The sequence below is a fragment of the Crenalkalicoccus roseus genome (genome assembly GCF_004761865.1).
Classification (GTDB): domain Bacteria; phylum Pseudomonadota; class Alphaproteobacteria; order Acetobacterales; family Acetobacteraceae; genus Crenalkalicoccus; species Crenalkalicoccus roseus.
The window spans coordinates 1-26509 of record NZ_SJDM01000029.1 but is presented as its reverse complement, the minus strand read 5'-3'; the positions used below and the strand labels follow the sequence as shown (position 1 = coordinate 26509).

Sequence of the window (26509 nt, the reverse complement as noted above, 5' to 3'; positions counted from 1 at the left end):
ATGGGGCCCCGGGAAGAGGGAACCTAAGGGCTGGCGGGGCGGGTGCGAAGGGGCCAGGATCGCCCGCATGATCCTGGACGGGCCGCGCCTCCGCCTGCGCCCCTGGCGCGAGGCCGATGCGGATGCCTTCGCCGCCCTGAACGCGGATCCCGAGGTGATGCGCCATTTCGTGGCGCCGCTCGCGCGCGCGGAGAGCGACGCCTTCCTCGCCCACATCATGCGCCACGAGGCGGAGCACGGCTTCTCCTTCTGGGCGGTGGAACGCAGCGGCGAGGCCGCGCCGATCGGCCTGTGCGGCCTGCAGCGCGTCGGCTTCGCCGCGCCCTTCGCGCCGGCGGTGGAGATCGGCTGGCGGCTGATGCCCGCCCACTGGCGCCAGGGCCTGGCCGGAGAGGCGGCGCGGCTGGCGCTGGCGGCCGGCTTCGGCCCGCTCGGCCTCGCCGAGATCGTCGCCTTCACCGTGCCGGCCAACGAGCGCTCGCGGCGGCTGATGGAGAGGCTCGGCATGCGCGCGGCGGGGGGCTTCGACCATCCGCGCCTGCCCGCGGGCCACCCGCTGCGCCGCCACCTGCTCTACCGCCTCGCGCGCGCCGACTGGGCCGGCCGGCATCCCGGCTGAGCCCCCGGCGCGGCGGGCGTCCTTGCCGCGGCGACGGGCCGTGATAGCGTTTCCGGCGATGGCGCGGGGAGGAAGCGCGGGAATGGACATCTCTCGGCCCGGGGCGCCGGCGCCCGCGCGCGGCGGCGAAGCCGACCCGGTCGCGCGCGCCCGCGCCCTGCGGCCGCTGCTGGAGGCGCACGGCCCCGGCATGGACCGGGCCGCGGAACTGGCACCGGAGGTGCTGGCCGCGCTGCGCGAGGGGGATTTCCTGCGCCTGCTGCTGCCTCGCGCGCTCGGCGGCGCCGCCCTGCCGCTGCCGCGCTTCGCCGAGGTGACGGAGGCTCTGGCGCAGGGCGATGCCAGCACCGCCTGGTGCGTCTGCCAGGGCGCCGTCTCGGCCATGTCGGCCGCTCATCACCTCGACCCCGCGGTGGCGCGCGACCTGTTCGGCGCGCGCGGCAGTGCGCTCGCCTGGGGCGCGCGGCACGGCCGCGCCCGGGCCGAGGTGGTGGAGGGCGGCTACCGCGTCACCGGGCGGTGGGAGTTCGGCAGCGGCAGCCGCCATGCCACGGTGCTCGGCGCGCATGTTCCGGTGGTGCTGCCGGACGGCACGCCGCGCCTCGGGCCGGACGGCAGGCCCGAGGACCGCACCGTGCTGTTCCCGAGATCCGCGGCGCGCATCATCGGCGAGTGGCACGCCCTCGGCCTGCGCGGCACCGGCAGCGACACCTACGAGGTGGAGGGTCTGTTCGTGCCGGAGAGCCACGCCTGCGCGCGCGACCGGCCGGAGACGCTGCGCCAGGCCGGCCCGCTGACGCTGTTCGCCTCCAACCTCTGCTACGCCACCGGCTTCGCGGGCGTGGCGGTGGGCGTGGCGCGGGCGCTGATGGAGGCGCTGCTCGCGCTGGCCCGCGGCAAGGCGCCCCGCGCCGCGGCGCGGCTCATGCGCGACAACAACGCGGTGCAGCTCCAGATCGGCCAGCTCGAGGCGCGGCTGCGCGCGGCGCGCATGTACCTGCTCGGCACCGCGCGCGAGGCCTGGGAGGAAGCGGAGGCCACCGGCACGCTGACGCTCGATGCGCGCATGGCGCTGCGCCTCGCCACCACGCACGCGATCGGCGAGGCGACCGAGGTCTCCATCGCCTGCTACCGCGCCGCCGGCACCACGGCGGTGCTGGAGGGCGCGCCCTTCGAGCGGCGCTTCCGCGACGCCCTCTGCGTCTCCCAGCACCTGCAGGGCGGGCCGTGGCATGTGGAGATGGTCGGGCGCCACCTCCTCGGCGTGGACCAGCCGCTGCAGTTCGTGTGAGCGCGAGCGGGGCGGCCGCCCCGCCCGCGCGGCCTCAGCCGAGCACGCGCGCCAGCAGCTCCGCCGTGCGGCCGTTGGCGATGGTCGCGGCGCGCGCGTCCCAGGCGTGGCCGCCCATGCGGGCGAAGGCGTGGTCCACGCCGGGATAGACGTAGCAGCTCACATGCCTGTTGCCCTTCAGCCCCTCGAGGATCTTCGCCTGCGCCTCGGGCGGGACGAACTTGTCCTTCTCGGCGATGTGCAGGATCAGCGGCGCCCTGATGTTGCCCGCCTCGCCGAGCAGACCCTCCAGCCCGACGCCGTAGTAGCTGACGTTGCAGTCGGCGTCGGAACGCGTGGCCATCAGGTAGGCGAGGCGCCCGCCGAGGCAGAAGCCCATGGTGCCGACCTTGCCGTTGGCGCCCTGCATCTTCCGCGCATGCGCCACCGTGGCCTTCAGGTCCTCGATCGCCTTGTCCTGGTCCATGCCCTGCATCAGCTTGAAGGCCTTGTCCCACTGGTCCTGGCCGGCGTCGGGGTCGAGCTGCACGCCGGGCTCCTGCCGCCAGAACAGGTCGGGGCTGACGGCGATGAAGCCCATGTCGGCCACCCAGTCGGAGAGCGCGCGCATGGTGCGGTTCACGCCGAAGATCTCCTGGATCATCACCACCGCGCCGGCGGGCGTCTGCTTCGGCATCGCCACATAGGCCGCGAACTCGCCCTTGCCGTCGGTCGCGGCGATCCTGATGTCGGGCATGTCCCCTCCTCCTTGTCCTGGGCTGCGGTTGCGGCATCTAACCAGAGATGCGTCGCCTTGCCATGCCTCTCGCGACCACCTGCACGCTCGCCCTGCTCGCCGGGGCGGGCCCGGCGCAGCCGCCCGAGGCCGCGGGGTGGCGGCACGCCGAGTGGCACGGCATCCGTCCCGCGCGCTGGCGCGCCCTGCCGGGCGGCGGCGTGGCGGTGGAGGGGCACGGCCAGGGCAGCTTCGTCTGGCGACGGAAGGAGGTTCCGCCCGCCTGCCTCGCCTGGCGCTGGCGGGTGGACCACGGCCCGCCGGCGACCGACCTGACGCGGCGGGGCAGCGACCGCGCGCTCGCCCTCTCGGTCGGCTTCGCCGACTGGCCGGCGCGGGTGAGCCTCTGGCAGCGCACCCGGCACGCCGCGGCGCAGGCCGCGGCCGGCGACCATCCGCTGCCGCGCAGCGTGCTGATCTACACCTGGGGCGGCACGGGGCGGGAGCCGGCGCTGTTCCCGAGCCCCTACATGTCCGGCCTCGGCAAGGTGCGGGTGCTGCGCCCGGCCGATGCGCCGCGCGGGCGCTGGTTCGAGGAGGTGGTGGATCTCGGCGCCGACTGGCGCGCCGCCTTCGGCGGCGAGCCCCCCATGGTGCAGGAGATCGCGATCGGCACCGACACGGACGACACCCGCAGCCGCGTCGCGGCGGCGGTCGAGGATATCCGCCTGATCCCCTGCCCGTGACCGCAGCCGCCCGGGTTTCCCCGCCGACGGGCCGTGCTTAAATCGGTTTGGACGAGAAGGGGTGCGCGCATGCCGGTCACGCGGCAGGAATTCCGCGACGCCATGGCGCGGCTGGGCGCCGCGGTGAACATCATCACCACCGACGGGCCGGCCGGCCGCGGCGGCTTCACCGCCAGCGCGGTGTGCAGCGTGACCGACGAGCCGCCGATGCTGCTGGTCTGCATGAACCGCAACGCCACCGCCGCGCCGGCGCTGAAGGCGAACGGCGTGCTCGGGGTGAACGTCGTCGCCGCCTCGCAGCGGGAGACCTGCCTGGTCTTCGCCGGCGCCACCAGATGCTCGATGCTGGAGCGCTTCGACGCCGGCACCTGGACCACCCTCGCCACCGGCGCGCCGATCCTGGAGGGCGCCGTGGTGTCCTTCGACTGCCGCGTCTCCGACATCGTGGAGAAGGGCACCCACTGCGTGATCTTCGCCGAGGTCGAGGCGATCCGCCAGGGCAGCCCGCACGAGGCCGGGCTGATCTATTTCGGCCGCGACTACCACGCGGTGCGCAAGGCGCCGCCCGGCTGATCCCGGATCCCCGCCGCCGGGCGCGCGCCGGCATCCGAGGAGGGATGGCCGCGATCCGCGAGGCCTGGCAGGGGTCACCACTCGCCGTAGAACACGCCGGCCGCCTTGTGGCGGTCGGTGCGGAACTCCGCCTCCGGCCAGGTGAGGGTGGTGCGGTTCTTCAGGCCGCAGAACCAGGCGAGCAGCCGCCGCCGCATCTCCTCCCGCACGCCCTCGAGCGAGGACTCGGCGCCGAGGTCGTGGAACTCCTGCGGATCGGCCGCGAGGTCGAAGAGCTGCGGGCGGAGCCCGCCGGTCCAGTGGACGTATTTCCACCGCCCCGTGCGGACCATCCAGGCGTAGTGCTGTCCGACCGGCAGGCCGAGCCGCCGGCGCGCGCCGCGGAAGGTCCAGTCGAGCTCGCTGAACACCGCCTCGCGCCAAGCCGGCGCCTCGCCCCGCAGCAGGGGCAGCAGCGACCGCCCCTCGATCAGGTGCGGCGCCGGGTCGCAGCCGAGCGCATCGAGGATGGTGGGCACCACGTCCACCGCCTCGACCAGCCGCGGATCCTCGGTGCCGCGCGTGGCGTCCGCCGCGGCGGTGGGGTCGTAGAGCAGGAAGGGCACCTTCTGGATGCAGTCGTGGAACAGCTCCTTCTCGCCGAGCCAATGGTCGCCGAGATAGTCGCCGTGGTCGGAGGTGAAGATCACCAGCGTGTCCCGCCACCGGCCGAGCCTCTCCATCGCCTCCCACACCCGCCCCAGATGGTCGTCCACCTGCCTGACGAGGCCCTGATAGGCGGGGCGGATGGTGGCGATGGCCTCCTCGCTGCGGAAGCTCTCCGCCACCTCCTCGTTCTGGAACTCGCGGAACACCGGGTGCGCCCCCTCGCCGCGCTCGGCGGGGTGGCGCCGCACCGGCAGGCAGTGCTCCGGCCGGTACAGGGCGTGGTAGGGCGCGGGTGCGACATAGGGCCAGTGCGGCTTCACGTAGGAGAGGTGCAGCACCCAGGGTGCGTCGCCCTGCCGCGCCATGAAGTCGAGCGCGCGATCGGTGGTGTAGGCGGTCTCGCTGTGCTCCTCGCGCACGCGGGCGGGCAGGCGGAGGTTGCGCATCTTCCAGCCGGAGAGCACCCGCCCCTCCGCATCCTCCACCGCGATGACGTAGTCGGTCCAGGGATCGGGGCTGTCGTAGCCCCGGGCGCGCAGCCAGTGGGCGTAGGCGCTGTCGGGCTCGGCATGGTGGCCGTCGTGGCGGTCCACGAGGGTGAACCAGCCCTCGCGCAGCAGCGCGGCGAGGTCGTGCTGCCCGTCGAGCAGCAGCCGGCGCATGCCGTGCGCGTCCGGCAGCACATGCGTCTTGCCGGCGAGCGCCAGGGTGCGCCCGCTCTCCCGCAGGTGCCAGCCCAGCGTCACCTCGCCCACCGAGAGCGGCACGCGGTTGTGCGTGGCGCCATGCGAGGCGACGTAGCGGCCGGTGTAGAAGGACATGCGCGATGGGCCGCAGATGCCGCTCTGCACGAAGGCGTTGGGGAAGCGCACGCCGCGGCGCGCCAGCGCGTCGATGTTCGGCGTGCGCAGATGCGGGTGGCCGGCGCAGGAGAGATGGTCCCAGCGGAGCTGGTCGCACATCACGAACAGCACGTTGCGGATGGACATGCGCCTCCCTCCCCGGCCCTGCCGCCGGGCAGGATAGCGGCGGCGTCGCGGCGCGCCAGAAGCGGCCCGGAGAATGGCGGAAGGCCCCGGCGGCGTCCCGCCGGGGCCTTCCCATTGCGTGACGGGGGTGGCCCGCCGGTCGGCTCAGGAAGCCATCCCCGCAGTGGCAGGGACGATGATCCAGGCCGCGCGCGCGGCACCCGCCTTCAGACAATGAGACACTGGATCACCTCCTTTCGGTTGTTGACGATGCGCCGCAGGTGGCGACGCGCGGCGCCCGGCGCAAGCGGGCGGGCGCGTTTTCCGCCCCGCGCGGGCGGCGAATTTGCCGCCCTCCCGCCCCGCGGGCATCCTGCGGGGGCCAGGAGGGAGGAACCCATGACCGACAGCACCACCCACGCGGGGCCGGAGCGCCTGCCCGCCATCCCGCCCGAACGGATGAGCGCGGAGCAGAGGCGGGTGGCGGAGGCGATCACGGCCGGCCCGCGCGGCAGCATCCGCGGCCCCTTCGCCGCCCTGCTGCGCAGCCCCCCCGTCGCCGACCGCGTGCAGTCCCTCGGCGAGTATCTCCGCTTCCACAGCGTGCTGCCGCCGGCCCTCAAGGAACTCGCCATCCTGATCACGGCGCGGCAGTGGACGGCGCAGTTCGAGTGGTACGCGCACCATCGCCTGGCCATGGAGGCCGGCCTGCCGCCCGCCATCGCCCGGGCGGTGGCCGAGGGGCGCGAGCCCGAGGGGATGGACGAGGACCAGCGCATCGTCTGGACCTTCTGCACCGAGCTGCACCGCGACCGCGGCGTCTCCGACGCCACCTACGCGAAGGCGGTGCAGCGCTTCGGCGAGCAGGGCGTGGTCGAGCTGGTCGCGGTCAGCGGCTACTACGTGCTGGTCTCGATGGTGCTCAACGTTTCCCGCGTGCCGCTGCCGGCCGGGGAGGAGGCGCCTCTGCGGCCGCTTCCGGCGCGCTGAGCGGCGGCGCGGCGCCCTCCCGTCCGAGCCGGCGCAGCACGAACAGGCCGAGCAGCGTGACCGGCGCCAGGTGGCCGAAGGCGAGGCCCCAGCCGAGCGCGCCATCCCCGCCCGCGAGATCGAGCGCCAGCCCGACGCCGAGCGGCCCAACGAAGCCGCCGGCGTAGCCCGCCATGGAGTGCAGCCCCATGGTGGCGCCGCGCAGCCCCGGCCCCGCCGCCTGCACCGTCCCCGCCGTCAGCGCCGCGCTGTCGAGGTAGATCGCCGCGTTCCAGGCCAGCACCAGCACCAGGGCCAGGGTGAAGGAGACGCCCGCCATCCAGCCGGTGGCGAGCGACAGCGCCGCCGCGCTCGCCATCGCCCAGGTCACCACGCGCTGCCGCCCGCGCCGCTGCGCCGCCTCGTTGCCGGCGAGCGAGACCAGGATGCCGAGCAGCCCGGCCAGGGTGAACAGCGCGGTCGGGTCCGGCATCCAGCCCGGCACCCCTCCTCCCCCCGCCGCGGCGACGGCGAGGAAGGTGACGGCCCAGGCGCGCAAGGCCGCCATCTCCCAGGTGTGGACCGTGTAGCCGGCGATCCAGGCGAGCGCCCGGCGGTTGCGGAAGACCGGGCGGAAATCGAGCAGCGCTCGCCGCGGCCCCTCCGCCGGCGCCGGGCGCGTGCCGGGCATCACCGCGAGCGCGATGCCGAAGCCGAGCGCCGCCGCCATCCCGACCACGAGGAAGGCCGCCTCCGGTCCCGCCAGCGCGTCCACCACCCCCGCGACCAGGAAGGAGCAGGCGCCGGAGATGCCCACCCCGGCGGCGTGGAGCGAGACGGCGCGGGACTGCGCGTTGCCCGAGAGCGGGTCGGCGATCGCCTTCAGCCCCGGCATGTAGGCCCCGGCCCAGCCGATGCCGGCCAGCGCCCGGAGCGCCAGCGCCGACCAGAACCCCTCCGCCAGGACGGCGAAGCCGAGATGGGAAAGCGCGGTCAGCCCGCTGCCGATCAGGTAGATGCTGCGCGCCGGCAGCCGGTCGGTCAGCGCCATCAGCACCGGCACCGCGGCGACATAGGCGGCGAAGAAGATGCCGATCAGCCACCCCGCCTCGGTGGCGCTGAGCGACCAGGCCGCCATGTAGTGCGGCAGCAGCGCCGGCAGCGTGAAGGCGCCGATCTGCACCAGCGCCTGCGCCGCGACGATGGCGGCGACATAGCCTCGCGTCCCAGGCCGCATTGCGCGCTCAGGGCTCCAGGCGGTAGACGCGCGCGGCGGTGCCGTGGAACAGCGCCGCCTTCTCCCCGGCGCTGGCGCCGGCGGCGAGCTTCTTGCACGCGTTCCAGAACACGCCGTAGCCGTAGCTGCCCTTGTCCACCGGGAAGTTGCTCTCGAACATGCAGCGCTCGGCGCCGAACAGCCCGATGGCGGTCTCGATCCAGGGCTTCCAGGCGGCGACCAGCGCGTCGGAGGAGGGCGGGTCCGCCGCCGCCTCGAAGCCGAAGCCGTTGATCCGCATGCCGAGCCCGCCGAGCTTGACGTGCACCTTGGGGCAGGTGGCGAGCTCGGCCATCGCGGCCTTCCAGGCGGCGAAGACCTCCTCGCGCCTGCCGGCATAGCCGCGGATGCCGAGCGGTCCGCCGAGATGGTCGAGCACGATCGGCGTCTCCGGGAAGGCGCGCGCCAACGCCGTCAGCTCCGGGATCTGCGGGTGGTAGAGCCAGGCGTCGAAGGAGAGGCCGAGCGGGGCGAGCGCCGCGAAGCCCTCGCGGAATTCCCGGCGCGCCAGCATGTCCCGCGGCGGCTGGTAGGCGGGGTTCATCACCACCGGGTCGGGATCCCAGGCAGCGATGTGGCGGATGCCGCGGAAGCGGCCGCCCCCGGCCCGGATGTGCGCCTCCAGCACCGCGCGCACGCGGGCGCCGAGCATCAGGTCGGCATGGCCGACGATGCCGGCGCAGACCCTGGCCGGGCCATAGCCGCCGGAGGCGCTCATCGCCGCGATGCCGTTGGCGAACTCCGTCTCGCCGACCGGGCGGAATTCCTCCGGCCCCTCGGCGCGGTGCATGGCGCGGCACTGCACGAAGACGGTGGCGACGACATTGTGCCCCTGGTCCAGATCCGCCAGCAGCTCCGGCAGCAGGTAGCGCCAACCGGGACGGTCCCAGAGGTGGTGGTGGGGATCGATGATCGGCAGCGCGGGCTCGATCGCCTCCTCGCTGCGCCGGGCAAGCCACTCCTCGCGGACCGGGACGTAATGGGCGTGCGTGCCGGCGCTGCTCATCTCGGGCCGTTCCCCTGGACGTTTCCGCGTCCAGGATAAGCGAGGCCGGCGCGCCGCCAAGCCTCGCCGGCCCGGCCCCGGCGTCCGCGCGGCGATCCGCCCTCGCCAAGGGAGTGGCGTGCGGCCGGAAAAGTGACATCATGTGGCAATGGAATGGATTGAGTCGGTTGATCATCTGGCCATCGCCGCCGTCGATGCGCTGGACCCCGTCAGCCCCGGCACCGTCCTCCTGAACCGGATCCTCGGGCTCCTGCAGATCAGCCTGATCAAGATGGGGCCCCTGGTGCTGCTGCTGTTCTACACCTGGTTCCGGCGCGCCAGCCCCGCAGGGGAGGGCGGCAGCCTTGCCGCCCCGTGCCTCGTGGTGCGCGGCATGCTCGGGATCGCGGCATCGCTCGCAATTGGTCGCCTGCTGCAGAACGCCCTGCCGATGCGGCCACGGCCGTTCACCGCGCAGCCCGACGCCTTCCCCTTCGAGCACCCGATCGGGCTGGAAAGCTGGAGCTCCCTGCCCTCCGACCACGCGGCGCTCGTCGCCGCGCTCGTCATGGCGATTTGGGCGGCGTCGCGGCCACTCGGCCTGCTGGCGGCGGCCTGGGGGCTGTTCGGCATCTGCCTGCCCCGCATCCTGCTCGGCGCCCACTACGTCTCGGACATTCTTGCCGGCCTGGCGCTCGGCGTGGCGGTGACCGGATTCGTCCTTTGGATGCCGCTGCCGAGACCCGCATGGTCTTGGCTGGGCCGTCTGGACGCCCGGCGCCCCTCGCTGGTGATCCTCGGCCTGTTCGTGCTGGGCTGGGAGATGGTCTATCTGTTCGGCACCGCGCGCCAGCTGGCCGAGGCGGGAGGAAGGGTGCTGATGCGCACCATCGCCCTCGACCCGGGCTGAAGGCCGCCCGGCCGCGCATGACCCCTCTGGCGGTCTCGGCCCCCGCCCCTATCCTGCCGCGACAACAGGAGGGACGCCGCATGATGCTGCCGCTCGAGGGTCTTCGCGTGATCGAGGTGGGCCAGGCCCTCGCCGGGCCGCTCGCCGGCGCTATCCTCGCCGACATGGGCGCCGAGGTGATCAAGGTGGAGAAGCCCGAGGGCGACGACGCGCGCGCCTGGGGTCCGCCCTTCGGGCCGGACGGCGAGACCTCGCTCTACTTCCACGGCCAGAACCGCAACAAGCGCAGCGTGACGCTGGACCTGAAGGCGCCGGCGGATGTCGAGGCGCTGCACCGCCTGTGCGAGGGGGCCGACATCCTAATCCAGAACCTCCGCCCCGGCGTGGTGGAGGAGCTCGGCATCGGCCCCGGGGCGATGCTGGAGCGGCACCCGCGGCTGATCTACTGCTCGATCTGGGCCTTCGGCGCCGTGGGGCCGATGAAGCTGAAGCCCGGCTTCGACCCGCTGCTGCAGGCCTATGGCGGCATGATGTCCGTCACCGGCCGGCCGGAGGACCCGCCCACCTTCTGCGGCGCCTCGATCAACGACAAGGCGACGGGCATGTTCACCGTGATCGGCGCGCTGGCGGCGTTGCGCCGGCGCGACCGCACGGGGCGCGGCTGCATCGTGGACACCTCCCTGTTCGAAACCGCGGTGCACTGGGTGGAGGGGCAGGTGAACACCCACCTCGCCACCGGCGAGGTGCCGAGGCGGCACGGCACCGGCGGCGCCGTGATCGTGCCTTACCAGGTGTTCGACACCGCCGACCGCCCGCTCTGCCTCGCCGCCGGGAACGACCGGCTGTGGGCCCGCTGCGCCGGGGTGCTCGGCCACCCGGAATGGGCGGAGGATCCACGCTTCGCCCGGGGGCGCGACCGGGTGCGCAACAAGGCCGCGCTGATCCCGCTGATCGCCGAGGTGCTGCGCACCAACACCCGCGCCCACTGGCTCGCGGCGCTGGAGGCGGCCGGGGTGCCCTGCAGCCCGGTGAACGACATCGGCGAACTCTGCGCGACGGAGCAGTTCGCCGCCGTGGACATGGTGCAGGCCCTGCCCGGCAGCGGGGTGCGGGTGGTGGGGCTGCCGATCTCCTTCGACCGGGAGCGCCCGCGCTCCCGCCTCCCCGCCCCCGCCGTGGGCGAGCACAACCGCGAGGTGCTGGGGCGGGAGTGATGCCGGAGGCCTGAGGCGCCGCTCACGCCTGCCGCGGGAGCGCGCCCTGCGGGCATCACTGTGGCTCTTATGTCACAGTCTGCCGCATCCGGTGCGGACGGGCGCCTTTCCCCTTGACCTTTCTATAGCACGCGCTAATTGTGCGGTGCAGCACGGGCCAGTTCGGGTCCTGTTGCGCTTCTTGGACGTTTCCTCCCTAAACTCGGCGGTGCCGCAAGGCACCGCCCTTTTTTCGTCCCCGTCGCAGCCGGGGAGCGGCCCAAAAAGAAGCCCCGCTTACCCATCGGGAAAGCGGGGCAGTCAACAGGGAGGCTTCACGTCTGGGAGACGAAGGGTTACCGGGGACCCCCCGGGTGAACCCTGTTCCGACGACATCCGCCGGAGACAACACAAAGATAACCCTGCAACCGATGGTGCCGATGGCACGAAACCTGCCATCGGCCATGCATGGCGCGCATGTCACCCGTTGCCGGCCGCCAGCTGCGCCACCACGAAGTCCCGGAACACGGCCACCCGCTTGGAATGGCGCATCTCCTCCGGATAGACGAAATAGGCGTCGAGGCGGGGGGTCTTGAGGTCCGGCAGCACCTGCAGCAGCCCCTCCAGCTCCCGCCCCATGTAGTCCGGCAGGGCGGCCAGGCCGAGGCCGCTCTGCACCGCCCGCATCATGCCGGTGAGGCTGTTCACCTCCACCGCCGCGCGCCGCGGCGTGCCCGGGCGGCGCCCCACCTCGGCCAGCCAGTTCACCTCGTCGATCGGCGGGCGGTGCTCGCCCCACACGATCAGCCGGTGCGCGTCCAGATCCTCGGCCCGCTGCGGGACGCCGCGGGTCTTCAGGTAGGAGGGGGCGCCGCACACCTTCCAGCCGAAGCTCGCGAGATGGCGCTGGATCAGGTCCGGCTGCCGCGGCGCGTGCATCCGGATGGCGACATCCGCCTCCCGCATCGCCAGGTCGAGGTCGGAATCGTCGAGCAGCAGCGTCACGTTCACGTCGGGGTAGAGGGCGAGAAACTGGTGCAGCCGCGGCGCCAGCCAGGTGCTGCCGAAGCCGGTGGTGCAGGTCACCTTCAGCCGCCCCGCCGGGCGCTCCCGCCCTTCGGTCAGCAGCGCCTCGGTCATCGCCAGCTTGGCGAAGACGTCGCGCACCGTGCGGTACAGCGTCTCGCCCGGCTCGGTCAGGATCAGCCCCCGGGCGTGGCGGTGGAACAGCGGCACCGTCAGCGCCTCCTCCAGCGCCTGGATCTGGCGCGAGACGGCGGATTGGCTGAGGTTCAGCGTCTCCCCCGCATGGGTGAAGGACCCGGCCTCCGCCACCGCGTGGAAGACGCGCAGCTTGTCCCAATCGAGCGGCATGCCTCTCCCTCGTCGCCCCTCAATAGGCCGCGACGGCCGGCGCCCCGGCCGGCAGGTGCGCCAGCCACTTCTCCGCCTCCAGCGCCGCCATGCAGCCGGTGCCGGCGGCGGTCACCGCCTGGCGGTAGATCCTGTCCTGCACGTCGCCGGCGGCGAAGACACCCTCGACGCTGGTGCGGGTGCGGCCGGGTTCGGTCAGGATGTAGCCCTCGGCGTCCATGGCAAGCTGGCCGCGGAACAGCGCCGTCGCCGGGTCGTGGCCGATGGCGACGAAGACGCCCTCCACCGCGAGTTCCGACCGCTCCCCGCTTTTCACGTTGCGCAGGGCAAGGCCGCGCACGGCGCGGAGCCTCCCCTCGGTCGCCAGCACCGCCTCCGCCACCGTATCCCAAAGGATGGCGACGTTCGGCCGGGCGAACAGCCGATCCTGCAGGATCTTCTCGGCGCGCAGGGAATCGCGGCGGTGGATCAGCGTGACCTTCGACGCCAGGTTGGATAGATAGAGCGCCTCCTCCACCGCGGAGTTCCCGCCCCCGATCACCGCCACCGCCCGTCCGCGAAAGAAGAAGCCGTCGCAGGTGGCGCAGGCGGAGACGCCGAAGCCGGACAGTTCCTTCTCCCCGGGGATGCCGAGCCAGCGCGCCTGCGCGCCGGTGGCGATCACCAGCGCCTCGCCCTCGTAGAGGTCGCCGGAATCGCCGGTGCAGCGGAAGGGCCGGCGGGAGAGGTCGGCGGCGGTGATCACGTCCCGGACCACCACCGCCCCGACATGCTCGGCCTGGGCCTGCATCTGCTCCATCAGCCACGGCCCCTGCACCGCCTGGGCGAAGCCCGGATAGTTCTCGACCTCGGTGGTGATGGTGAGCTGCCCGCCCGGCTGCATCCCGGCGACGACGATGGGCTTCAGGCCGGCGCGGGCGGCGTAGATGGCGGCGGTGTAGCCGGCCGGGCCGGCGCCGAGGATGAGCAGGCGCGTGCGGTGGATGGCGGACACGGGTCGGGTTCCGATGCTGTGCGGCGGGCCAGGATATCGGCGCCGCCGCGGCGGCGAACAGGGCGGGAGCCTTGCGGCCCCGGGACCGGGCAAGGATATTGCCCGCGCTTCCCGTCCACGGCAATGAACCGCGACAGCATGAGAGCCCCGCCCCGCGACGAGCCCGAGCTGGACGATGTGGACCTGCAGATCCTGGCGGAGCTGCAGCGCGACGGCCGCATCACCAATGTCGAGCTGGCGCGCCGCGTCGGCCTCTCCGCGCCCCCCTGCCTCCGCCGCGTGCGCCGGCTGGAGGAGGAGGGGGTGATCCGCGGCTACCATGCCGAGCTCGACGCCGCCGCCCTCGGCTACGAGATCACCTTCTTCGCCCTGGTCGGGTTGGAGAGCCAGAAGGAGTCGGTGCTCACCGCCTTCGAGGCGCTGGTCGCGGCGTGGCCCGAGGTGCGGGAGTGCCACATGATCCGTGGCGGCGGCGACTTCCTGCTGCGCCTGGTGGCGCGCGACACCGCGCACGAGAACGCCCTCACCGCCCGGCTGACCGGCGCGGCGCAGGTGGCGCGGGTGCAGACCCTGCAGACCATCCGCACCGCCAAGGACGAGGCCGGCGTCCCGGTGCCCGTCCCCGGCTGACCGGCGTGCCGCCTCCGCGGATCAGGTGCTTGCGCGCGGCGGCTGATTCACCGCTCCGGCGTGCCGCCTCCGCGGATCAGGCGCCGGCTTGACACCGGCGGGCCGGCGCCAGCAGAGGAAGCCATGGCCGACCTGCCCGATTCCGTCGCGCGGCACGCCCCGGTGCCCGAGGCCGCGCTGCGCGCGGCGGCCGCCTATGCCGGCGACCCCTGGACCCCGGAGAACCCCTACTTCGCCCAGGCCGAGCCGGTGATGGCGCGGCTCTGGGCCGAGCTGGTGCATCCCTTCCTGCGCGGCTGCGACTTCACCTGCGTGCTCGACCTCGCCACCGGGCACGGGCGCAACGCCGCGATGCTGCTGCCCCTGGCGCGGCGGCTGATCCTGGTGGACATCCAGCCCGGCAACATCGCCATCTGCCGCCGTCGCTTCGGCGACGACCCCCGCATCGCCTACATCGTCAACAGCGGCTACGACCTGCGCGAGGTGCCCTCCGGCCGGGTGACGCTGCTCTACTGCTTCGACGCCATGGTGCATTTCGACAGCGACGTGGTCCGCGCCTACCTGGCCGAGGCGCGGCGGGTGCTGGCGCCGGGCGGGCGGGCCTTCCTGCACCATTCCAACTACCAGGGCGGGCACGACTGGCGCGCCGCGCCGCATTCCCGCGCCTTCATGTCGCAGGCGCTGATGGCGCATTATGCGCGGAAGGAGGGGCTCTCCGTCCTCCGCCAGCAGGTCATGGACTGGGGCGGGGAGCCGGGGCTCGACTGCCTCTCGCTGCTGGAGCGGGGCTGATACGGTTGGCGGCCTTGGCCCGGCGGCCGATCGGGCGCATATCCCGCCCATGCGGGTTCCCTTCCGGAAGATGCACGGGCTCGGCAACGATTTCGTGGTGCTGGACGCGCGCCGGCGCGACCTGCCCCTCACGCCCGCGCGCGCCGCCGCCATCGCCGACCGCCGCACTGGGGTGGGCTGCGACCAGCTCATCCTGCTGGAGCCGGGCGGCGAGGGGGCGGAGGTGTTCATGCGCATCCGCAACCCGGACGGCTCCGAGGCCGGGGCCTGCGGCAACGCCACGCGCTGCGTCGCCAGCCTGCTCGCCGCCGAGACCGGGCGCGAGCGCGTCGTGGTCCGCACCATCGCCGGCGACCTGCCGGCCGAGGCGCTACCGGGCGGGCTGTTCCGCGTGGACATGGGCAGGCCGCGCACCGGCTGGCGGGAGATCCCCCTCGCCGCGCCGATGGACACGCTGCACCTGCCGCTCTCGCGTGGCCTGCTCGCCGACCCGGCGGCCTGCAGCATGGGCAACCCGCACGCCACCTTCTTCGTCCGCGACCTCGACGCGGTGCCGGTCGAGACCCTCGGCCCCTCCCTCGAGCACGACCCGCTCTTCCCCGAACGGGCCAATATCGGCATCGCCCAGGTGCTCGATCCCGCGCATCTCCGCCTCCTGGTCTGGGAGCGCGGCGCGGGGCTGACGCGCGCCTGCGGCTCCGGCGCCTGCGCGGCGCTGGTCAACGCGCACCGCCGCGGCCTCGCGGGGCGCGCCGCCACCGTCACCCTGCCCGGCGGGCCGCTCGACATCGAATGGCGGGAGGCCGACGGGCACGTGCTGATGACCGGCCCCGTCGCCACCGCCTTCACCGGCGAGCTCGACCTCGACGCCTTTCCGGCATGAGCGCGCGCGGAACCGCGGAGGCGCCCCCGGCGGTGCGGGTCCTCACCTTCGGCTGCCGCCTCAACGCCTACGAATCCGAGGCGATGCGGGCGCTCGCCACCGAGGCCGGGCACAGCCGCACCATCGTGGTCAACACCTGCGCCGTCACCGCCGAGGCGGAGCGCCAGGCGCGCCAGGCGATCCGCAGCGCGCACCGCGCCGACCCGGCGGCGCGCATCCTCGTCACCGGCTGCGCCGCGCAGATCGCCCCCGAGGCCTGGGCGGCACTGCCCGGCGTCGCGCGCGTCATCGGCAACGCCGACAAGCTGAGGCCGGAAGCCTGGGCGCGGGATGCGCCCCCCGCGCCGGTGACCGACATCATGGCGGCGCGGGAGACGGCGGCGCATCTCGTCACCGACTTCGCCGGCCGCGCGCGGGCCTTCGTGCAGGTGCAGCAGGGGTGCGACCACCGCTGCACCTTCTGCGTCATCCCCTATGGCCGCGGCCCCTCCCGCTCCGTGCCCGTCGGCGCGGTGGTGGAGCAGGTCCGCACCCTGGTCGCGCGCGGCTACCGCGAGGTGGTGCTCACCGGCGTGGACATCACCGCCTACGGCCCCGACCTGCCGGGGCGGCCGACGCTCGGGCAGATGGCGCGCCGCCTGCTGGCCCTGGTGCCGGAGCTGCCGCGGCTGCGCCTCTCCTCGCTCGACCCCGTGGAGGCGGACGCGGATCTCTGGCGGCTGATCGCCGAGGAGGAGCGGCTGATGCCGCACCTGCATCTCTCGCTGCAGCACGGCGCCGACCTGATCCTGAAGCGGATGAAGCGACGCCACCTGCGCGCCGACGCCCTCGCCTTCGCCCGCCGCGCCCGCGCGCTGCGCCCGGACATCGCCTTCGGCGCCGACCTGATCGCCGGCTTCCCGACCGAGACCGAGGCGCAATTCGCCGAGACGCTGTCGCTGGTCGAGGAGATGGACCTCTCCTTCCTGCACGTCTTCCCCTATTCCGAGCGCCCCGGCACGCCGGCGGCGCGGATGCCGCAGCTTCCGGTGCCGCTGCGCAGGGAGCGCGCGGCGCGGCTGCGCGCGGCGGGGGCGGCGGCGCGGGCGCGCTTCCTCGCCGGCCGGGTGGGGCGGGAGGAGGAGGTGCTGTTCGAGCGGCCGGACCGCGGCCACACCGCGCATTTCGCGCCGCTCCGCCTGCGTGGCGGCACCGCGGCGCCGGGCGAGATCCGCCGCCTGCGCGTGGCCGCCGCCACGCCGGAGGCGCTGCTGGCCGAGACGGAAGGAGGGCGCTGATGGCGCTGCGCGACTGGATCGGCCGCCTGCGCGGCCGCACCCCGGAACCCCCGCCCGCCGAGCCACCGCTCACCTCCCCGCCCGGCCAGCCGCCGGAGCCGGAGCCGCCCGTCGGCCCACTCACCCTGCCGCGCCCTGCGGCGCCCGACCTGCCGCCGCCGCCCGCGACCGCCGCGCCGCCGCCCTTCACCGCCCCGCCCCCGCTCGGGCGTGTCGGCAGCCAGGACCATCCGCCGCCCCCGCCCCCACCGCCCGCGGAGGCCGAGCTCCGCCCCCGCGACCCGGAAGCGGCGCTGCGCGAGGCCGAGGCATGGACCGAGCCGGAGCCGCCGCCCCCCGCCGCGCCCGAGGCGGAGGAGCCCGCCGGCCGCGGCGGCTGGCTCGCCCGCCTCAAGGCCGGCCTCGCCCGCTCCACCCAGCGGCTGACCGAGAGCGTCACCACCCTGTTCCGCAAGCGCCGCCTCGACGACGAGGCGCTGGAGGAGCTGGAGGAGACGCTGATCGCCGCCGATCTCGGCGTCGCCGCCTCCCGCCGTATCGTCGAGGGCTTCCGCCGCACGAAATTCGGCAAGGAGGTGACGGAGGAGGAGGTGAAGGCGGCGCTGGCCGAGGAGATCGCCGCCATCCTCGCCCCGGTGGCGCGGCCGCTGGAGATCGAGCCCGCCCGCGCCCCGCATGTGGTGCTGGTGGTGGGCGTGAACGGCACCGGCAAGACCACCACCATCGCCAAGCTCGGCCAGCAGTACCGCGCCCGGGGCCTCGCCTGCGCCTTCGTCGCCGGCGACACCTTCCGCGCCGCGGCGGTGGAGCAGCTCCAGATCTGGGGCGAGCGCACCGGCTGCCGCGTGCACGCGCCCGCGAAGCCCGGTGCCGACGCGGCCGGCCTCGCCTTCGATGCGCTGAAGGCGGCGAAGGCGGACGGGACGCAGGTGCTGCTGGTGGACACCGCCGGGCGGCTGCACAACAAGGCGGCGCTGATGGAGGAGCTGCGCAAGATCGTGCGCGTGCTGAAGCGCGTGGACGAGACGGCGCCGCATTCCGTGCTGCTGACGCTGGATGCCACCACCGGCCAGAACGCCCTGCAGCAGTGCAAGGTGTTCAAGGAGATGGTGGACGTCACCGGGCTCGCCGTCACCAAGCTCGACGGCAGCGCCAAGGGCGGGGTGGTGGTGGCGCTGGCGCAGGAATTCGGCCTGCCGGTGCATTTCGTCGGCGTCGGCGAGAAGGCGCAGGACCTCCGCCCCTTCGCGGCGCGGGACTTCGCCCGCGGGCTGGTGGGGCTGGAGTGAGCGCGCCGCGCGCCCGGCGTGCCGTCCTCGCCGCGATCGGCGCCGCCCTCTGCCTCCCCGCCGCGGCGCAGGAGCCGCCGCCCCCGCCCGGCCGCTTCATCGCCGTCCTGCCGACCGAGGGCCGCGCGCCGGTGCGCATCGCCGCCGCGCAGGTGGTGCGCGTGGCGCGGGTGGAGGACCATACGGTGATCGACACCACCGCCTGGGTGCAGCAGCGCAGCGTCGAGCCGGCGGAGGCGGTGGCGCGCCGGCTCCGCGCCGCGGGGCAGCGGCTGGTCGCGCTGACCGACCTGCGCGGCGCGCCGCTCTACCTCGCCGCCGACCGGGTGGTGCTGGTACGCGAGGCGCATGAGCGGCACGCCGCCGGCGCGCGCGCCGCCATCGTCATGGTCGGGCTGCGCTTCGCCACCGACATCGCGGTGCGCGAGACGGTCGAGGAGGTGATGGCCGCCCTCGACGCCGATCCCGCCGGCACCTCCCGGTAGGCGCCCCCTGCTTGACCGCCCCCGCCGCGCGCCGGAGGGTGGCGCCGCGGCAGGAGGAGCACGCCATGACCGAAACCCGCTGGGAGCGCATGACCGCGCCCGAACTCAAGGCGCTCGCCGCGCGCGACGCGCTGGTGGTGCTGCCCGTCGGCAGCCTGGAGCAGCACGGGCCGCACCTGCCGGTCTGGACCGACAGCTTCTGCGCCCACGCCTTCGCGGTGCGCGCGGCGGAGGCGGTGGCGGCGGAGATGCCCGTGGTGGTGCTGCCGCCGATGTGGATGGGCCTCTCCGAGCACCACTTCCCCTTCGGCGGCACGATCAGCCTCGACCACGCCACCTTCCACGCCGTGCTGCGCTGCGTGGTGCGCTCGCTCCTGGCCGACGGGTTCCGCAGGCTGCTGGTGGTGAACGGCCATGGCGGCAACATCGAGCCGCTGGCCGTCGCGGCGCGGGAGCTAGCGCATGAGTTCGGCATCCCCGTCGTCGCCACCACCTGGCCGCAGGCGGCGCCGCAGGAGATCGCGGCCACCCTCACCACCCAGCCCGGCGTGCAGCACGCCTGCGAGGCGGAGACGAGCCTCTGGCTCGCCCTCGACCCCGGCCAGGTGCGCCGGGAGCGGATCGCCGACAGCCTTGCCGAGCCGGTGCCGGCTCCGCCCCCCGGCTTCTCCCGCTTCTGGTCCTTCGAGGAGCGCGCCCCGCGCACCGGCGTGCGCGGCGACCCGCGCGCCGCCACCGCCGAGAAGGGGGAGCGCATCCTTGCCGCCGTGGTCGGGGCGCTGGCGCGGGCGATGCGCGACCCGGCGCTGTGGCGCAGCCCCGACCCGGTCTGGACGCCCGGCCGCGCCGGCCGCTTCCAGGCCGGCGCGGCGGAATGAGGGCGGCAGCCTCTCAGTAGGAGAAGGGCACCCGCAGCCGCGCGCCGGGGGCGGGGGCGAAGAGCCGCTCCTCGTTGCGGTGCGGGCTGCCCTCGGCCGCCTGGCCCTGGCCCGGCAGGCGGCGGTGGATGATGCTGGGCGAGACGCTCGGAAGGTCGTCGTTCTGTGCGATGCGCGGCGGCTCCAGGCTGCGGTTCGGCATCGGCGCGAGGTCGGGGGCGGGTGCGGCGGAGGTGGAGGGTCGGGTCGGCGGGGCGGGCGGCCCCAGGGGGTCGGGAAGCTGGGTGCTGAAGGGACGGGGGCGGGGGCGGGGCCGTGGCGGCTCGGCCTGCTGCCCCGCGGCGGGCGAGGCGGCGAGCAGCGCCACCGCCGCGAGCAGCGCCCACCGCCGGGTCACAGCCCTGGCGGGGGCGTGAGCGGCCGGCTGCCGCGTGGGTCCTCCGGCGGGTTCAGCGCCGGCGGGCCGGGCGGGCGGCCCTCCGCCGCGCGCCAGGCCCGTAGCGCCCAGTGGACGGAGGGAAAGGCGATCTCGGACCATGGGATGTCCTCCCAGCCGAACAGCCCGACCTCCAGGCTTTCCGGCCCTGGCGCGAAGCCCGGCTGGTCCAGCCGGGCACGGAAGATGAGCTGCACCTGGCCGATGCGGGCGATGGAATAGACGGCGAGCAGACCCTCGAGCGCGATGCGCGCCCGCGCCTCCTCCCAGGCCTCGCGCCTGGCCCCCTCCTCCACCGTCTCGCGCATCTCGAGATAGCCCGCGGGCAAGGTCCAGAAGCCGCGGCGGGGTTCGATCGCCCGGCGGCAGAGCAGGACGCGCCCCGCCTCGGCGACCACGCTGCCGACCACGATCTTCGGGTTCTCATAGTCGATGAACCCGCAGTCGGGGCAGGTGAGCCGCTCGCGGTCGTCGCCTTCGGGGATGCGGCGGATGAAGGCCGGCATCTTCTTACGATGCGGAGGGGACGGGTCCGTTGCAAGGGTCAAGCGCCGCCGGACCCATGATCGTGCCGCCCTGCCCCAGCGCGACGGCGCAAAATCCCTATTCGTTATCTGATATGGAATGTTCAAACCTTCTAGTGATTTCTCATTAATGAGATGACGTGGCTCGCTCCTCCCGCCCCGGAGGAGCCTTCCGATGCCACCCCCGCCCCGCCGCTTCGCGCAGACCTGTCTCGCCCTCATCGCCGCGCTGGCCCTCGCCGCCTGCGCCACGGCCGCTCCGGAGCGGGAGCATGTCGCAATCGAGCGCGACATTCCCTATGGGGAGGGGTCGCGGCACCGGCTCGACCTCTACCGCCCGCTCGGCCCAGGCGGGGAGGCCCGGCCGCTGATCGTGTTCTTCCATGGCGGGCAGTGGCAGATGGGCGAGAAGGGCAGCCTGGAGAACCAGGTGCTCGCCTCCGGCCTCGCCGCCCGCGGCGCGGTGGTGGCTGTGCCGGACTACCGCCTCTATCCGGAGACGCGCTTCCCGGGCTTCCTCGAGGACGCGGCCGCCGCCGTCGCCTGGGCGCGGCGCCAGGCGCCCCGCCTCGGCGCCGATCCCGAGGGACTGTTCGTCGCCGGGCATTCCGCCGGCGGCTACATCGCGCTGATGCTCGCCCTCGACGGACGCTGGCTGGCCCCGCACGGCCTCGGCGGCCGGGACCTCGCCGGCGCCATCGGCATCGCCGGCCCCTATGCCGGCGACTTCCCGCGGCACTGGGCGGTGCGGCCGGTCTTCGCAGGCGAGGCCGACCTCGCCTCGCTGCTGCCCGAGAGCTACGCCTCGGCCGGGGCGCCGCCGCTGCTGCTGCTGAGCGGCACCATGGACCTGGTCACCGGCCCGTCGCATCTCCGCGCCATGGCGCGGCGCGTCGCCGAGGCAGGGGGGGAGGTGGAGACGCGCCTCTACCCCGCGATCGGCCACCTCGACATCCTGATGTCCCTGCCCTGGCTGCCGAGCCTCGCGCCCACCACGGAGGACGTGATGGCCTTCGCCGCGCGGCGGACCGAGCGGCGCCTGGCGGCGCGGCGGGGCCTTCCTGCTTCCGGCCCGGCGCGGCTGGCCACGCTGCGGCCGGGCGACGCGACGGCGGGCTCAGACCCGCAGGTCGAGCAGCGAGCCGCGCGGTAGCGGCCGCGCGGGCTGCGGCGGCACCGCCTCCAGTGGCCGCTGCGGCGCGGCGGCCGGGTCGGCGGCGGAGAGGCCGGCGGCGGGAATGGAGGCCACAGCCGCCCGCACCGGCTCGACCGGCGGGCGGCGCCCGATCTCCTGCGCGAAGGCGGCGAGCGAGTTCAGCGCGATCATGCGCAGCACCATGCCGCGCAGGCGTGAATCGGCGGTAAAGGCCGCGTCACGGCTGCGCCGGGCGGGGTGGATCGGGCGGATCGGGTGCAGGCGCATGCGGACATTCTGGACCCGCAGCGATTAATCTTCCAGTCACATCTGCCGGGGTCCGGGGCATGGGCCCCTTCAGGGCCATGGCTGCGATTACGGCCGGGTGGAACCGGCCCTACAGCGCGATCCACCTCGGCGGATCACGCGTCCGCTCCTTGCCGGGCGATCGATGCACCGCTCCGGCCGGTCCGCCTCCGCGGATCAGGCGCTAGCCCGGGGCGTGGGCCTCCGGCAGCCGCAGCACGGTCCGCACCCCCTCCGCCGAGGCCTCGGTCGCAAGGGTGGCGCCGATCTGGCGCACCAGGGCGCGTATGATGGTCGCGCTCAGCGCCTCGGGCTCTCCGGGATCGGCCGGGCAGGCCACCACCACCTCGATCCCCTCGGCCGAGGTGCGGGCGGAGAGCAGCGCCGGCGGCGGGCGCTCCCGTCCGTTGCGGCCGAGCGCGGCGCCGAGCAGCTCCTTCAGCGCCAGCGCCAGCGGGATGGCGCGGTCGGCGTCGAGCAGCAGGGACGGGTCCGCCTCCACGCGCAGATCGGCGCCGGGGTGCAGCACCGCCACCCCCGCCGCCAGCTCCTGCATCATGTCGGCGAGGCGGACGTTGCGCATGTCCGGGCTGCGCTGCAGCGCGCGGTGCGCCTCCGCCACCGCCTGTACCCGCGCCACCGCCTCCTCCAGCGCCTCGCGCGCCGCCGGGGCGGCGACGCGCCCCGCCTTCAGCCGCAGCAGCGAAGCGACGAGCTGCAGGCTGTTCTTGATGCGGTGCTCGGCGGTGCGCAGCAGCTTCTCCTGCGCCGCCAGCGCTTCCTGCATCGCCGCCTCGGCGCGGCGGCGGTCCTCGACATCGGTGCAGGTGCCGACCCAGTGGCGGATCCGCCCCTCCGCGTCGCGCACCGGCGCGCCCTGGACGTCGAACCAGCGCCACCCCCCCTCCGGCGTGGCGAGGCGCAGGTCGAGGCCGAATTCCACGCTCTCGGCCAGCGCCTGCCGCCACGCCGCCTCGAACCGCGGCGCATCCTCCGGATGGATCAGGGAGCGCCAGTCGCGCCCGCGCGCCTCCGTCGGTGTCATGCCGGTGAAGGCCTGCATGCGGCGGTTCATGTATTCGGGCGCGCCCTGCCGGTCGGCCTGCCAGACCAGGTGCGGCATCGCCTCGGCCAGGATGCGGAATCGCTCCTGGCTCGCCCGCAGCGCCGCCTCGGCCATCTTGCGGGGGTGGATGTCGGCGTTGGCGCCGACCCATTCGACGATCCGCCCCGCCGCGTCGCGCACCGGCACCGCGCGCGCGGCGGTCCAGCGCCAGTCCTCGCCCTGCGCCAGCCGGTACTCGGCCTCGTAGGTCTTCTCCCGCGCCAGCGCCTCCTCCCAGCAGCGCCGCACTCGCTCGCGGTCCTCGGGGTGCACCGCGTCGAGCCAGCCCCAGCCCCGTGCCGCCTCCGCCGGCTGGCCGGTAAGGGCGGACCATTCCGCGGTGTCGCGCAGCGCGCCGTCCGGCCCCGCGGTCCAGACCGCGCCGGTCCAGGCGTTGGCGAGCGCGCGGTAGCGGGCCTCGCTCGCAGCCAGCGCCGCCTCGGCCCGGCGCAGCTCCGTCGCGTCCTGCCACACCAGGATGCCGCCGGCGACGCGCCCGGCGGCGTCGCGGATCGGCCCGGCGCTGCACAGCACGGGCACCCGCGCGCCGTCCTTGCGGCGCAGGACCCAGGCCTCGTGGCGCACCGCCTCCCCCCTGCGCACCGCGCGGGGAAGCGGCAGCTCCTCCGGACGCGCCGGTGCGGCGCCATCGGCGCGCAGCACCGCCGCGGCCACCGGCGGCGTCGCGGCGCCGCGGCCCACCACCTCCTCGGCGCCATAGCCCGAGAGGGCGAGGCCGCGCGCGCTGATGCGGCGGATGCGCAGCTCGCGCCCCTCGGCGAGGAGCAGCCCCTCGGGAAAATGCGCGAACAGCGCATCGAGGGTGGCGCGCGCCGCCTCCCCCTCGCGCAGGGCGCGTTCGCGCGCGGTGATGTCGCGGAGCTGCACGAAGAGGTCCGGCGCCGCGCCGGGCCCGGCCGGCAGCGGGATCGCCTCCACCTCCCACAGGCGGGCGGGCCGGCCGGGATGCAGGCGCAGCGGCACGCCGCCGCGCCGCCACGGCCGGCCGGAGGCGCGGATCCGTTCGAGCAGCCGCAGATGCCCCTCGGTCAGAGGCAGGACCTCGCCCGCCGGTCGCCCGGCCAGCGCCTGCACCTCCGCATCCGCGGCCTCGCAGAAGGCGGCATTGGCATACAGGATCCGCAGCATCGGCCCGCCCAGCAGGATGCTGGCGGCGGCCGAGCCCTCGGCGACATGCCGCAGCGCCGCGAATTCCGGCGCAGACGGCAGACCCTCGTCCGGCACGACCCTCGCCCCCCGGCGCCCGTTGTTGCGGCCGAAGCTTATACTGATGCGCTGCGGACACGGCGAATGACGAACCCGCCGCTGCCGTTCAAAGCCGGCGGAGCGGGCGCGGCGGGTGGCCAGCGGCAAGGGCGCGTGGCATAGCCGGGGGAAGCCCCTCGTGGCGCACCGCCCTTCCGGAGCCGCCCATGCCCCTCTCCACGCCCGTCGAGCGGGAGCTGCTGCACCTGCGCGACATCACCCTGCGCGGCTGGCGCCGCGCCGACGGCCTGTTCGACATCGAGGCGCACCTGCTCGACCGCAAGGCCGACACCTTCGAGAACGGCGCGCGCGGCACGCTGCCGCCCGGCGCCCCGATCCACGGCATGTGGCTGCGCCTGACCGTGGACGAGGAGATGACCATCGTCGCCTGCGAGGCCTCCTCCGACCACACCCCCTACGCCCTCTGCCCGCAGGCGGCGCCGAATTTCGCCAGGCTCGCCGGCCTGCGCATCGGCCCCGGCTTCTCCCGCGCGGTGGCGGAGCGGGTGGGCGGCACGGCGGGCTGCACGCATCTGCGCGAGCTTCTCGGCCAGATGGCCACCACCGCCTACCAGACCCTCTACCCCTTCCGCGCCCGGCGCGAGCGCGAGGAGGCGGCGCGCCGCGCCGCCGCGGGCGAGACGCCGCCGCGCGAACGGCCGGCGCTGGTCGGCACCTGCATCGCCTATGCCCCGGACAGCCCGGTGACGCTGGCGCGCTGGCCCTGGCTCGCGGAGGAGACGCCGCCGGCGGAGTGAGGGAAGGCGGCAGCGCCTTCCATGACCTCCCAGGTCATCGCCCTGCCGCGCGCCCCGCGCTCCACTCCCGCCACCCGCCGGCGAGCACCCGATCCGCGAAGGCCGGGCCGCCGGAGCGGCGAGCCGGGTGCCCGGCAGGAAGGGAGCGCGATCCGCCAGGGCGGATCGCACGCAGGAGGAGCGGCAGATGACCAGACGGGAAGCGATGGGCACGGCGGCGCTCGCGGCGGCCGGCGCCGCGGCGGCGCGGGAAGCGGGGGCGGAGGCGGCGGCCGGGCCGCTCGCCCTCATCGTCTCGCTGCGCGTCCGGCCGGGGCGGGAGGCGGAATTCCTCCGCCTGCTCCTCCCCGTCCTCGACGCCATGCGCCACGAGCCGGGCTTCCTCAACGCCGTGCTGCACCGCGATCCGGAGGATCCGGCACGGTTCATGCTCTACGAGACCTGGGCCGACCGGCGCGACCTCGTCGAGGTGCAGATGCGGCGCCCCTACCGCGCGCCCTACGAGGCGCGCCTGCCCGAGCTGCTCGACGCGCCGCGCGAGGTGCGGATCTGGCGGCCCCTGCGCGCCGACTTCGCGCATTTCGCGCCGGCCGGCGCCGTCCCGCCCTGACCCTGCGGAGCGCGGCCCGCCCTACTCCGCCGGCCGCGCCCCCTCCACCATCTCCACCGCCCGGCCGAGATCCACGCTGAGCAGGCGGGAGACGCCCCTCTCCTGCATCGTCACGCCATAGAGGCGGTGCATGCGCGCCATGGTCAGCGGGTGGTGCGTCACGATCAGGAAGCGCGTGCCGCTCTCCGCCGCCATGCCGTCGAGCAGGTCGCAGAGCCGCTCCACATTCGCGTCGTCGAGCGGCGCGTCCACCTCGTCCAGCACGCAGACCGGCGCGGGCTGGCAGCGGAACACGGCGAAGATGAGGGAGAGGGCGGTCAGCGCCTGCTCGCCGCCCGAGAGCAGGGAGAGCGTCGCCAGCTTCTTGCCCGGCGGCTCGGCGTAGATCTCGAGCCCCGCCTCCAGCGGATCGTCGGAGCCGACCAGGCCGAGATGCGCCCGTCCGCCGCCGAACAGCCGCGCGAACAGGCCGCGGAACTCGGCGTCCACGCGGTCGAACACCTCGCGCAGCCGCTCCCGCCCCTCGCGGTTCAGGTGACCGATCGAGCCGCGCAGCTTGGCGATGGCGGCGCCGATCTCCTCCCGCTCGCGGTGGATGGTGGCGATGCGGGCGTCGAGCTCGGCCATCTCCACCTCGGCGCGGAGGTTGACCGGGCCCATCTCCTCTCGCTCGCGCGCCAGGCGCTCCAGCTTGCGCCGCGCCTTCTCCTCGGCGGCGTCGGAGAGCGCCTCGGGCTCGGGCAGGGCGGCGCCGGGGCCGAGGCGCTCGGCGATGCGTTCCTCCACCGCCTGCGCCGCGCCGCGCGCCTGCCCGGCGGCGGCCTCGGCGCGGAGCTGCGCCTCGCGCGCGGCGGCGAAGGCGGCGTCGGCGGCG

At 74.7% G+C, this 26509-nt stretch carries 27 protein-coding genes and 1 pseudogene; 17 read left to right on the top strand and 11 right to left on the bottom strand.

The window, feature by feature from the left end:
- Positions 1 to 67: 67 nt before the first annotated feature.
- Both ET526_RS15585 and ET526_RS15580 read left to right on the top strand, forming a co-directional pair.
- Positions 68 to 619, top strand: coding sequence for a GNAT family N-acetyltransferase (locus ET526_RS15585; protein WP_135468658.1), 552 nt, complete (start codon positions 68 to 70; stop codon positions 617 to 619).
- Between the two features lie 82 nt (positions 620 to 701).
- Positions 702 to 1910, top strand: a complete 1209-nt coding sequence (locus ET526_RS15580) for an acyl-CoA dehydrogenase family protein (protein ID WP_158295608.1) — start codon at positions 702 to 704, stop codon at positions 1908 to 1910.
- 34 nt (positions 1911 to 1944) lie between these two features.
- Here ET526_RS15580 and ET526_RS15575 read toward each other — a convergent pair whose 3' ends face one another.
- Positions 1945 to 2646, bottom strand: coding sequence for a dienelactone hydrolase family protein (locus ET526_RS15575; protein ID WP_135468654.1), 702 nt, complete (start codon positions 2644 to 2646; stop codon positions 1945 to 1947).
- Positions 2647 to 2708: 62 nt separating this feature from the next.
- On the opposite strand from ET526_RS15575, the gene ET526_RS15570 reads away from it, so the two are divergent.
- Together ET526_RS15570 and ET526_RS15565 are read left to right on the top strand one after the other, a co-directional pair.
- Complete coding sequence (locus tag ET526_RS15570) at positions 2709 to 3371, top strand: DUF3047 domain-containing protein (RefSeq protein WP_158295607.1); 663 nt, start codon at positions 2709 to 2711, stop codon at positions 3369 to 3371.
- 69 nt (positions 3372 to 3440) lie between these two features.
- Complete coding sequence (locus ET526_RS15565; protein WP_135468650.1) at positions 3441 to 3944, top strand: flavin reductase family protein; 504 nt, start codon at positions 3441 to 3443, stop codon at positions 3942 to 3944.
- Positions 3945 to 4018: 74 nt separating this feature from the next.
- On the opposite strand, the gene ET526_RS15560 is transcribed toward ET526_RS15565, so the two are convergent.
- Positions 4019 to 5581, bottom strand: coding sequence for a sulfatase-like hydrolase/transferase (locus ET526_RS15560; RefSeq protein WP_135468648.1), 1563 nt, complete (start codon positions 5579 to 5581; stop codon positions 4019 to 4021).
- A gap of 378 nt (positions 5582 to 5959) precedes the next feature.
- On the opposite strand from ET526_RS15560, the gene ET526_RS15555 reads away from it, so the two are divergent.
- Positions 5960 to 6550, top strand: coding sequence for a carboxymuconolactone decarboxylase family protein (locus ET526_RS15555; RefSeq protein ID WP_135468645.1), 591 nt, complete (start codon positions 5960 to 5962; stop codon positions 6548 to 6550).
- Here the strand turns inward: ET526_RS15555 and ET526_RS15550 are convergent.
- Together ET526_RS15550 and ET526_RS15545 are read right to left on the bottom strand one after the other, a co-directional pair.
- Positions 6483 to 7766, bottom strand: coding sequence for an MFS transporter (locus tag ET526_RS15550; protein WP_135468643.1), 1284 nt, complete (start codon positions 7764 to 7766; stop codon positions 6483 to 6485). The genes ET526_RS15555 and ET526_RS15550 overlap by 68 nt on opposite strands.
- Before the next feature lie 7 nt (positions 7767 to 7773).
- Positions 7774 to 8811: an amidohydrolase family protein gene (locus ET526_RS15545; RefSeq protein WP_135468641.1), complete on the bottom strand. Its 1038-nt coding sequence runs from the start codon at positions 8809 to 8811 to the stop codon at positions 7774 to 7776.
- Positions 8812 to 8959: 148 nt separating this feature from the next.
- Here ET526_RS15545 and ET526_RS15540 point away from each other — a divergent pair, with 148 nt between their 5' ends.
- The gene (locus ET526_RS15540) at positions 8960 to 9700 is read left to right on the top strand and encodes a phosphatase PAP2 family protein (RefSeq protein WP_135468639.1); all 741 of its coding nucleotides are present in this window, start codon (positions 8960 to 8962) and stop codon (positions 9698 to 9700) included.
- 80 nt (positions 9701 to 9780) lie between these two features.
- Positions 9781 to 10914 carry a CaiB/BaiF CoA transferase family protein gene (locus tag ET526_RS15535; RefSeq protein WP_135468636.1) on the top strand — a complete coding sequence of 378 codons (1134 nt, stop codon included), beginning with the start codon at positions 9781 to 9783 and terminating at the stop codon, positions 10912 to 10914.
- Between the two features lie 459 nt (positions 10915 to 11373).
- Here ET526_RS15535 and ET526_RS15530 read toward each other — a convergent pair whose 3' ends face one another.
- Positions 11374 to 12267: a LysR family transcriptional regulator gene (locus ET526_RS15530; RefSeq protein ID WP_135468634.1), complete on the bottom strand. Its 894-nt coding sequence runs from the start codon at positions 12265 to 12267 to the stop codon at positions 11374 to 11376.
- A 19-nt stretch (positions 12268 to 12286) separates the two neighbouring features.
- A complete protein-coding gene (gene trxB / locus ET526_RS15525) occupies positions 12287 to 13261 on the bottom strand; it encodes a thioredoxin-disulfide reductase (RefSeq protein ID WP_135468631.1) in 975 nt (324 codons plus the stop codon).
- A 138-nt stretch (positions 13262 to 13399) separates the two neighbouring features.
- Between trxB and ET526_RS15520 the strand changes: the two genes are divergently transcribed.
- The 7 genes from ET526_RS15520 to ET526_RS15490 all read left to right on the top strand — a co-directional run bounded on the left by ET526_RS15520 (position 13400) and on the right by ET526_RS15490 (position 19495).
- Positions 13400 to 13891, top strand: coding sequence for an Lrp/AsnC family transcriptional regulator (locus ET526_RS15520; RefSeq protein ID WP_135468629.1), 492 nt, complete (start codon positions 13400 to 13402; stop codon positions 13889 to 13891).
- Between the two features lie 123 nt (positions 13892 to 14014).
- Positions 14015 to 14683: a class I SAM-dependent methyltransferase gene (locus ET526_RS15515; protein ID WP_135468627.1), complete on the top strand. Its 669-nt coding sequence runs from the start codon at positions 14015 to 14017 to the stop codon at positions 14681 to 14683.
- A gap of 49 nt (positions 14684 to 14732) precedes the next feature.
- Positions 14733 to 15566 (top strand): diaminopimelate epimerase, encoded by an 834-nt coding sequence (gene dapF, locus ET526_RS15510; RefSeq protein ID WP_135468624.1) that lies wholly within the window; start codon positions 14733 to 14735, stop codon positions 15564 to 15566.
- Positions 15563 to 16843 (top strand): tRNA (N(6)-L-threonylcarbamoyladenosine(37)-C(2))-methylthiotransferase MtaB, encoded by a 1281-nt coding sequence (mtaB, locus tag ET526_RS15505; RefSeq protein ID WP_204623666.1) that lies wholly within the window; start codon positions 15563 to 15565, stop codon positions 16841 to 16843. Before dapF ends, mtaB begins: the two co-directional genes overlap by 4 nt.
- A gap of 422 nt (positions 16844 to 17265) precedes the next feature.
- Positions 17266 to 18132 carry a signal recognition particle-docking protein FtsY gene (gene ftsY, locus ET526_RS15500; RefSeq protein ID WP_240048430.1) on the top strand — a complete coding sequence of 289 codons (867 nt, stop codon included), beginning with the start codon at positions 17266 to 17268 and terminating at the stop codon, positions 18130 to 18132.
- The gene (locus tag ET526_RS15495; protein WP_135468616.1) at positions 18129 to 18617 is read left to right on the top strand and encodes a hypothetical protein; all 489 of its coding nucleotides are present in this window, start codon (positions 18129 to 18131) and stop codon (positions 18615 to 18617) included. The genes ftsY and ET526_RS15495 overlap by 4 nt, the downstream gene beginning before the upstream one ends.
- Before the next feature lie 65 nt (positions 18618 to 18682).
- Positions 18683 to 19495 carry a creatininase family protein gene (locus tag ET526_RS15490; protein WP_135468614.1) on the top strand — a complete coding sequence of 271 codons (813 nt, stop codon included), beginning with the start codon at positions 18683 to 18685 and terminating at the stop codon, positions 19493 to 19495.
- A 13-nt stretch (positions 19496 to 19508) separates the two neighbouring features.
- On the opposite strand, the gene ET526_RS15485 is transcribed toward ET526_RS15490, so the two are convergent.
- Together ET526_RS15485 and ET526_RS15480 are read right to left on the bottom strand one after the other, a co-directional pair.
- Positions 19509 to 19892, bottom strand: coding sequence for a hypothetical protein (locus tag ET526_RS15485; protein ID WP_135468612.1), 384 nt, complete (start codon positions 19890 to 19892; stop codon positions 19509 to 19511).
- Positions 19889 to 20437 carry an NUDIX hydrolase gene (locus ET526_RS15480; protein ID WP_135468610.1) on the bottom strand — a complete coding sequence of 183 codons (549 nt, stop codon included), beginning with the start codon at positions 20435 to 20437 and terminating at the stop codon, positions 19889 to 19891. The genes ET526_RS15485 and ET526_RS15480 overlap by 4 nt, the downstream gene beginning before the upstream one ends.
- Positions 20438 to 20630: 193 nt before the next feature.
- Here ET526_RS15480 and ET526_RS15475 point away from each other — a divergent pair, with 193 nt between their 5' ends.
- Positions 20631 to 21608: an alpha/beta hydrolase gene (locus ET526_RS15475; RefSeq protein ID WP_135468608.1), complete on the top strand. Its 978-nt coding sequence runs from the start codon at positions 20631 to 20633 to the stop codon at positions 21606 to 21608.
- Here the strand turns inward: ET526_RS15475 and ET526_RS15470 are convergent.
- Positions 21573 to 21878, bottom strand: a complete 306-nt coding sequence (locus tag ET526_RS15470) for a hypothetical protein (RefSeq protein WP_135468605.1) — start codon at positions 21876 to 21878, stop codon at positions 21573 to 21575. The two genes, ET526_RS15475 and ET526_RS15470, sit on opposite strands and share 36 nt — an antisense overlap.
- Positions 21879 to 22080: 202 nt before the next feature.
- Positions 22081 to 24246, bottom strand: a complete 2166-nt coding sequence (locus ET526_RS15465) for a PAS domain S-box protein (RefSeq protein ID WP_135468602.1) — start codon at positions 24244 to 24246, stop codon at positions 22081 to 22083.
- A 188-nt stretch (positions 24247 to 24434) separates the two neighbouring features.
- Here ET526_RS15465 and ET526_RS15460 point away from each other — a divergent pair, with 188 nt between their 5' ends.
- Both ET526_RS15460 and ET526_RS15455 read left to right on the top strand, forming a co-directional pair.
- The gene (locus ET526_RS15460) at positions 24435 to 25025 is read left to right on the top strand and encodes a DUF2889 domain-containing protein (RefSeq protein ID WP_135468599.1); all 591 of its coding nucleotides are present in this window, start codon (positions 24435 to 24437) and stop codon (positions 25023 to 25025) included.
- Between the two features lie 187 nt (positions 25026 to 25212).
- Positions 25213 to 25635 carry a putative quinol monooxygenase gene (locus tag ET526_RS15455; RefSeq protein WP_240048428.1) on the top strand — a complete coding sequence of 141 codons (423 nt, stop codon included), beginning with the start codon at positions 25213 to 25215 and terminating at the stop codon, positions 25633 to 25635.
- A 21-nt stretch (positions 25636 to 25656) separates the two neighbouring features.
- Here ET526_RS15455 and ET526_RS15450 read toward each other — a convergent pair.
- Positions 25657 to 26509: pseudogene (locus ET526_RS15450) on the bottom strand (chromosome segregation protein SMC); the annotation flags it as partial.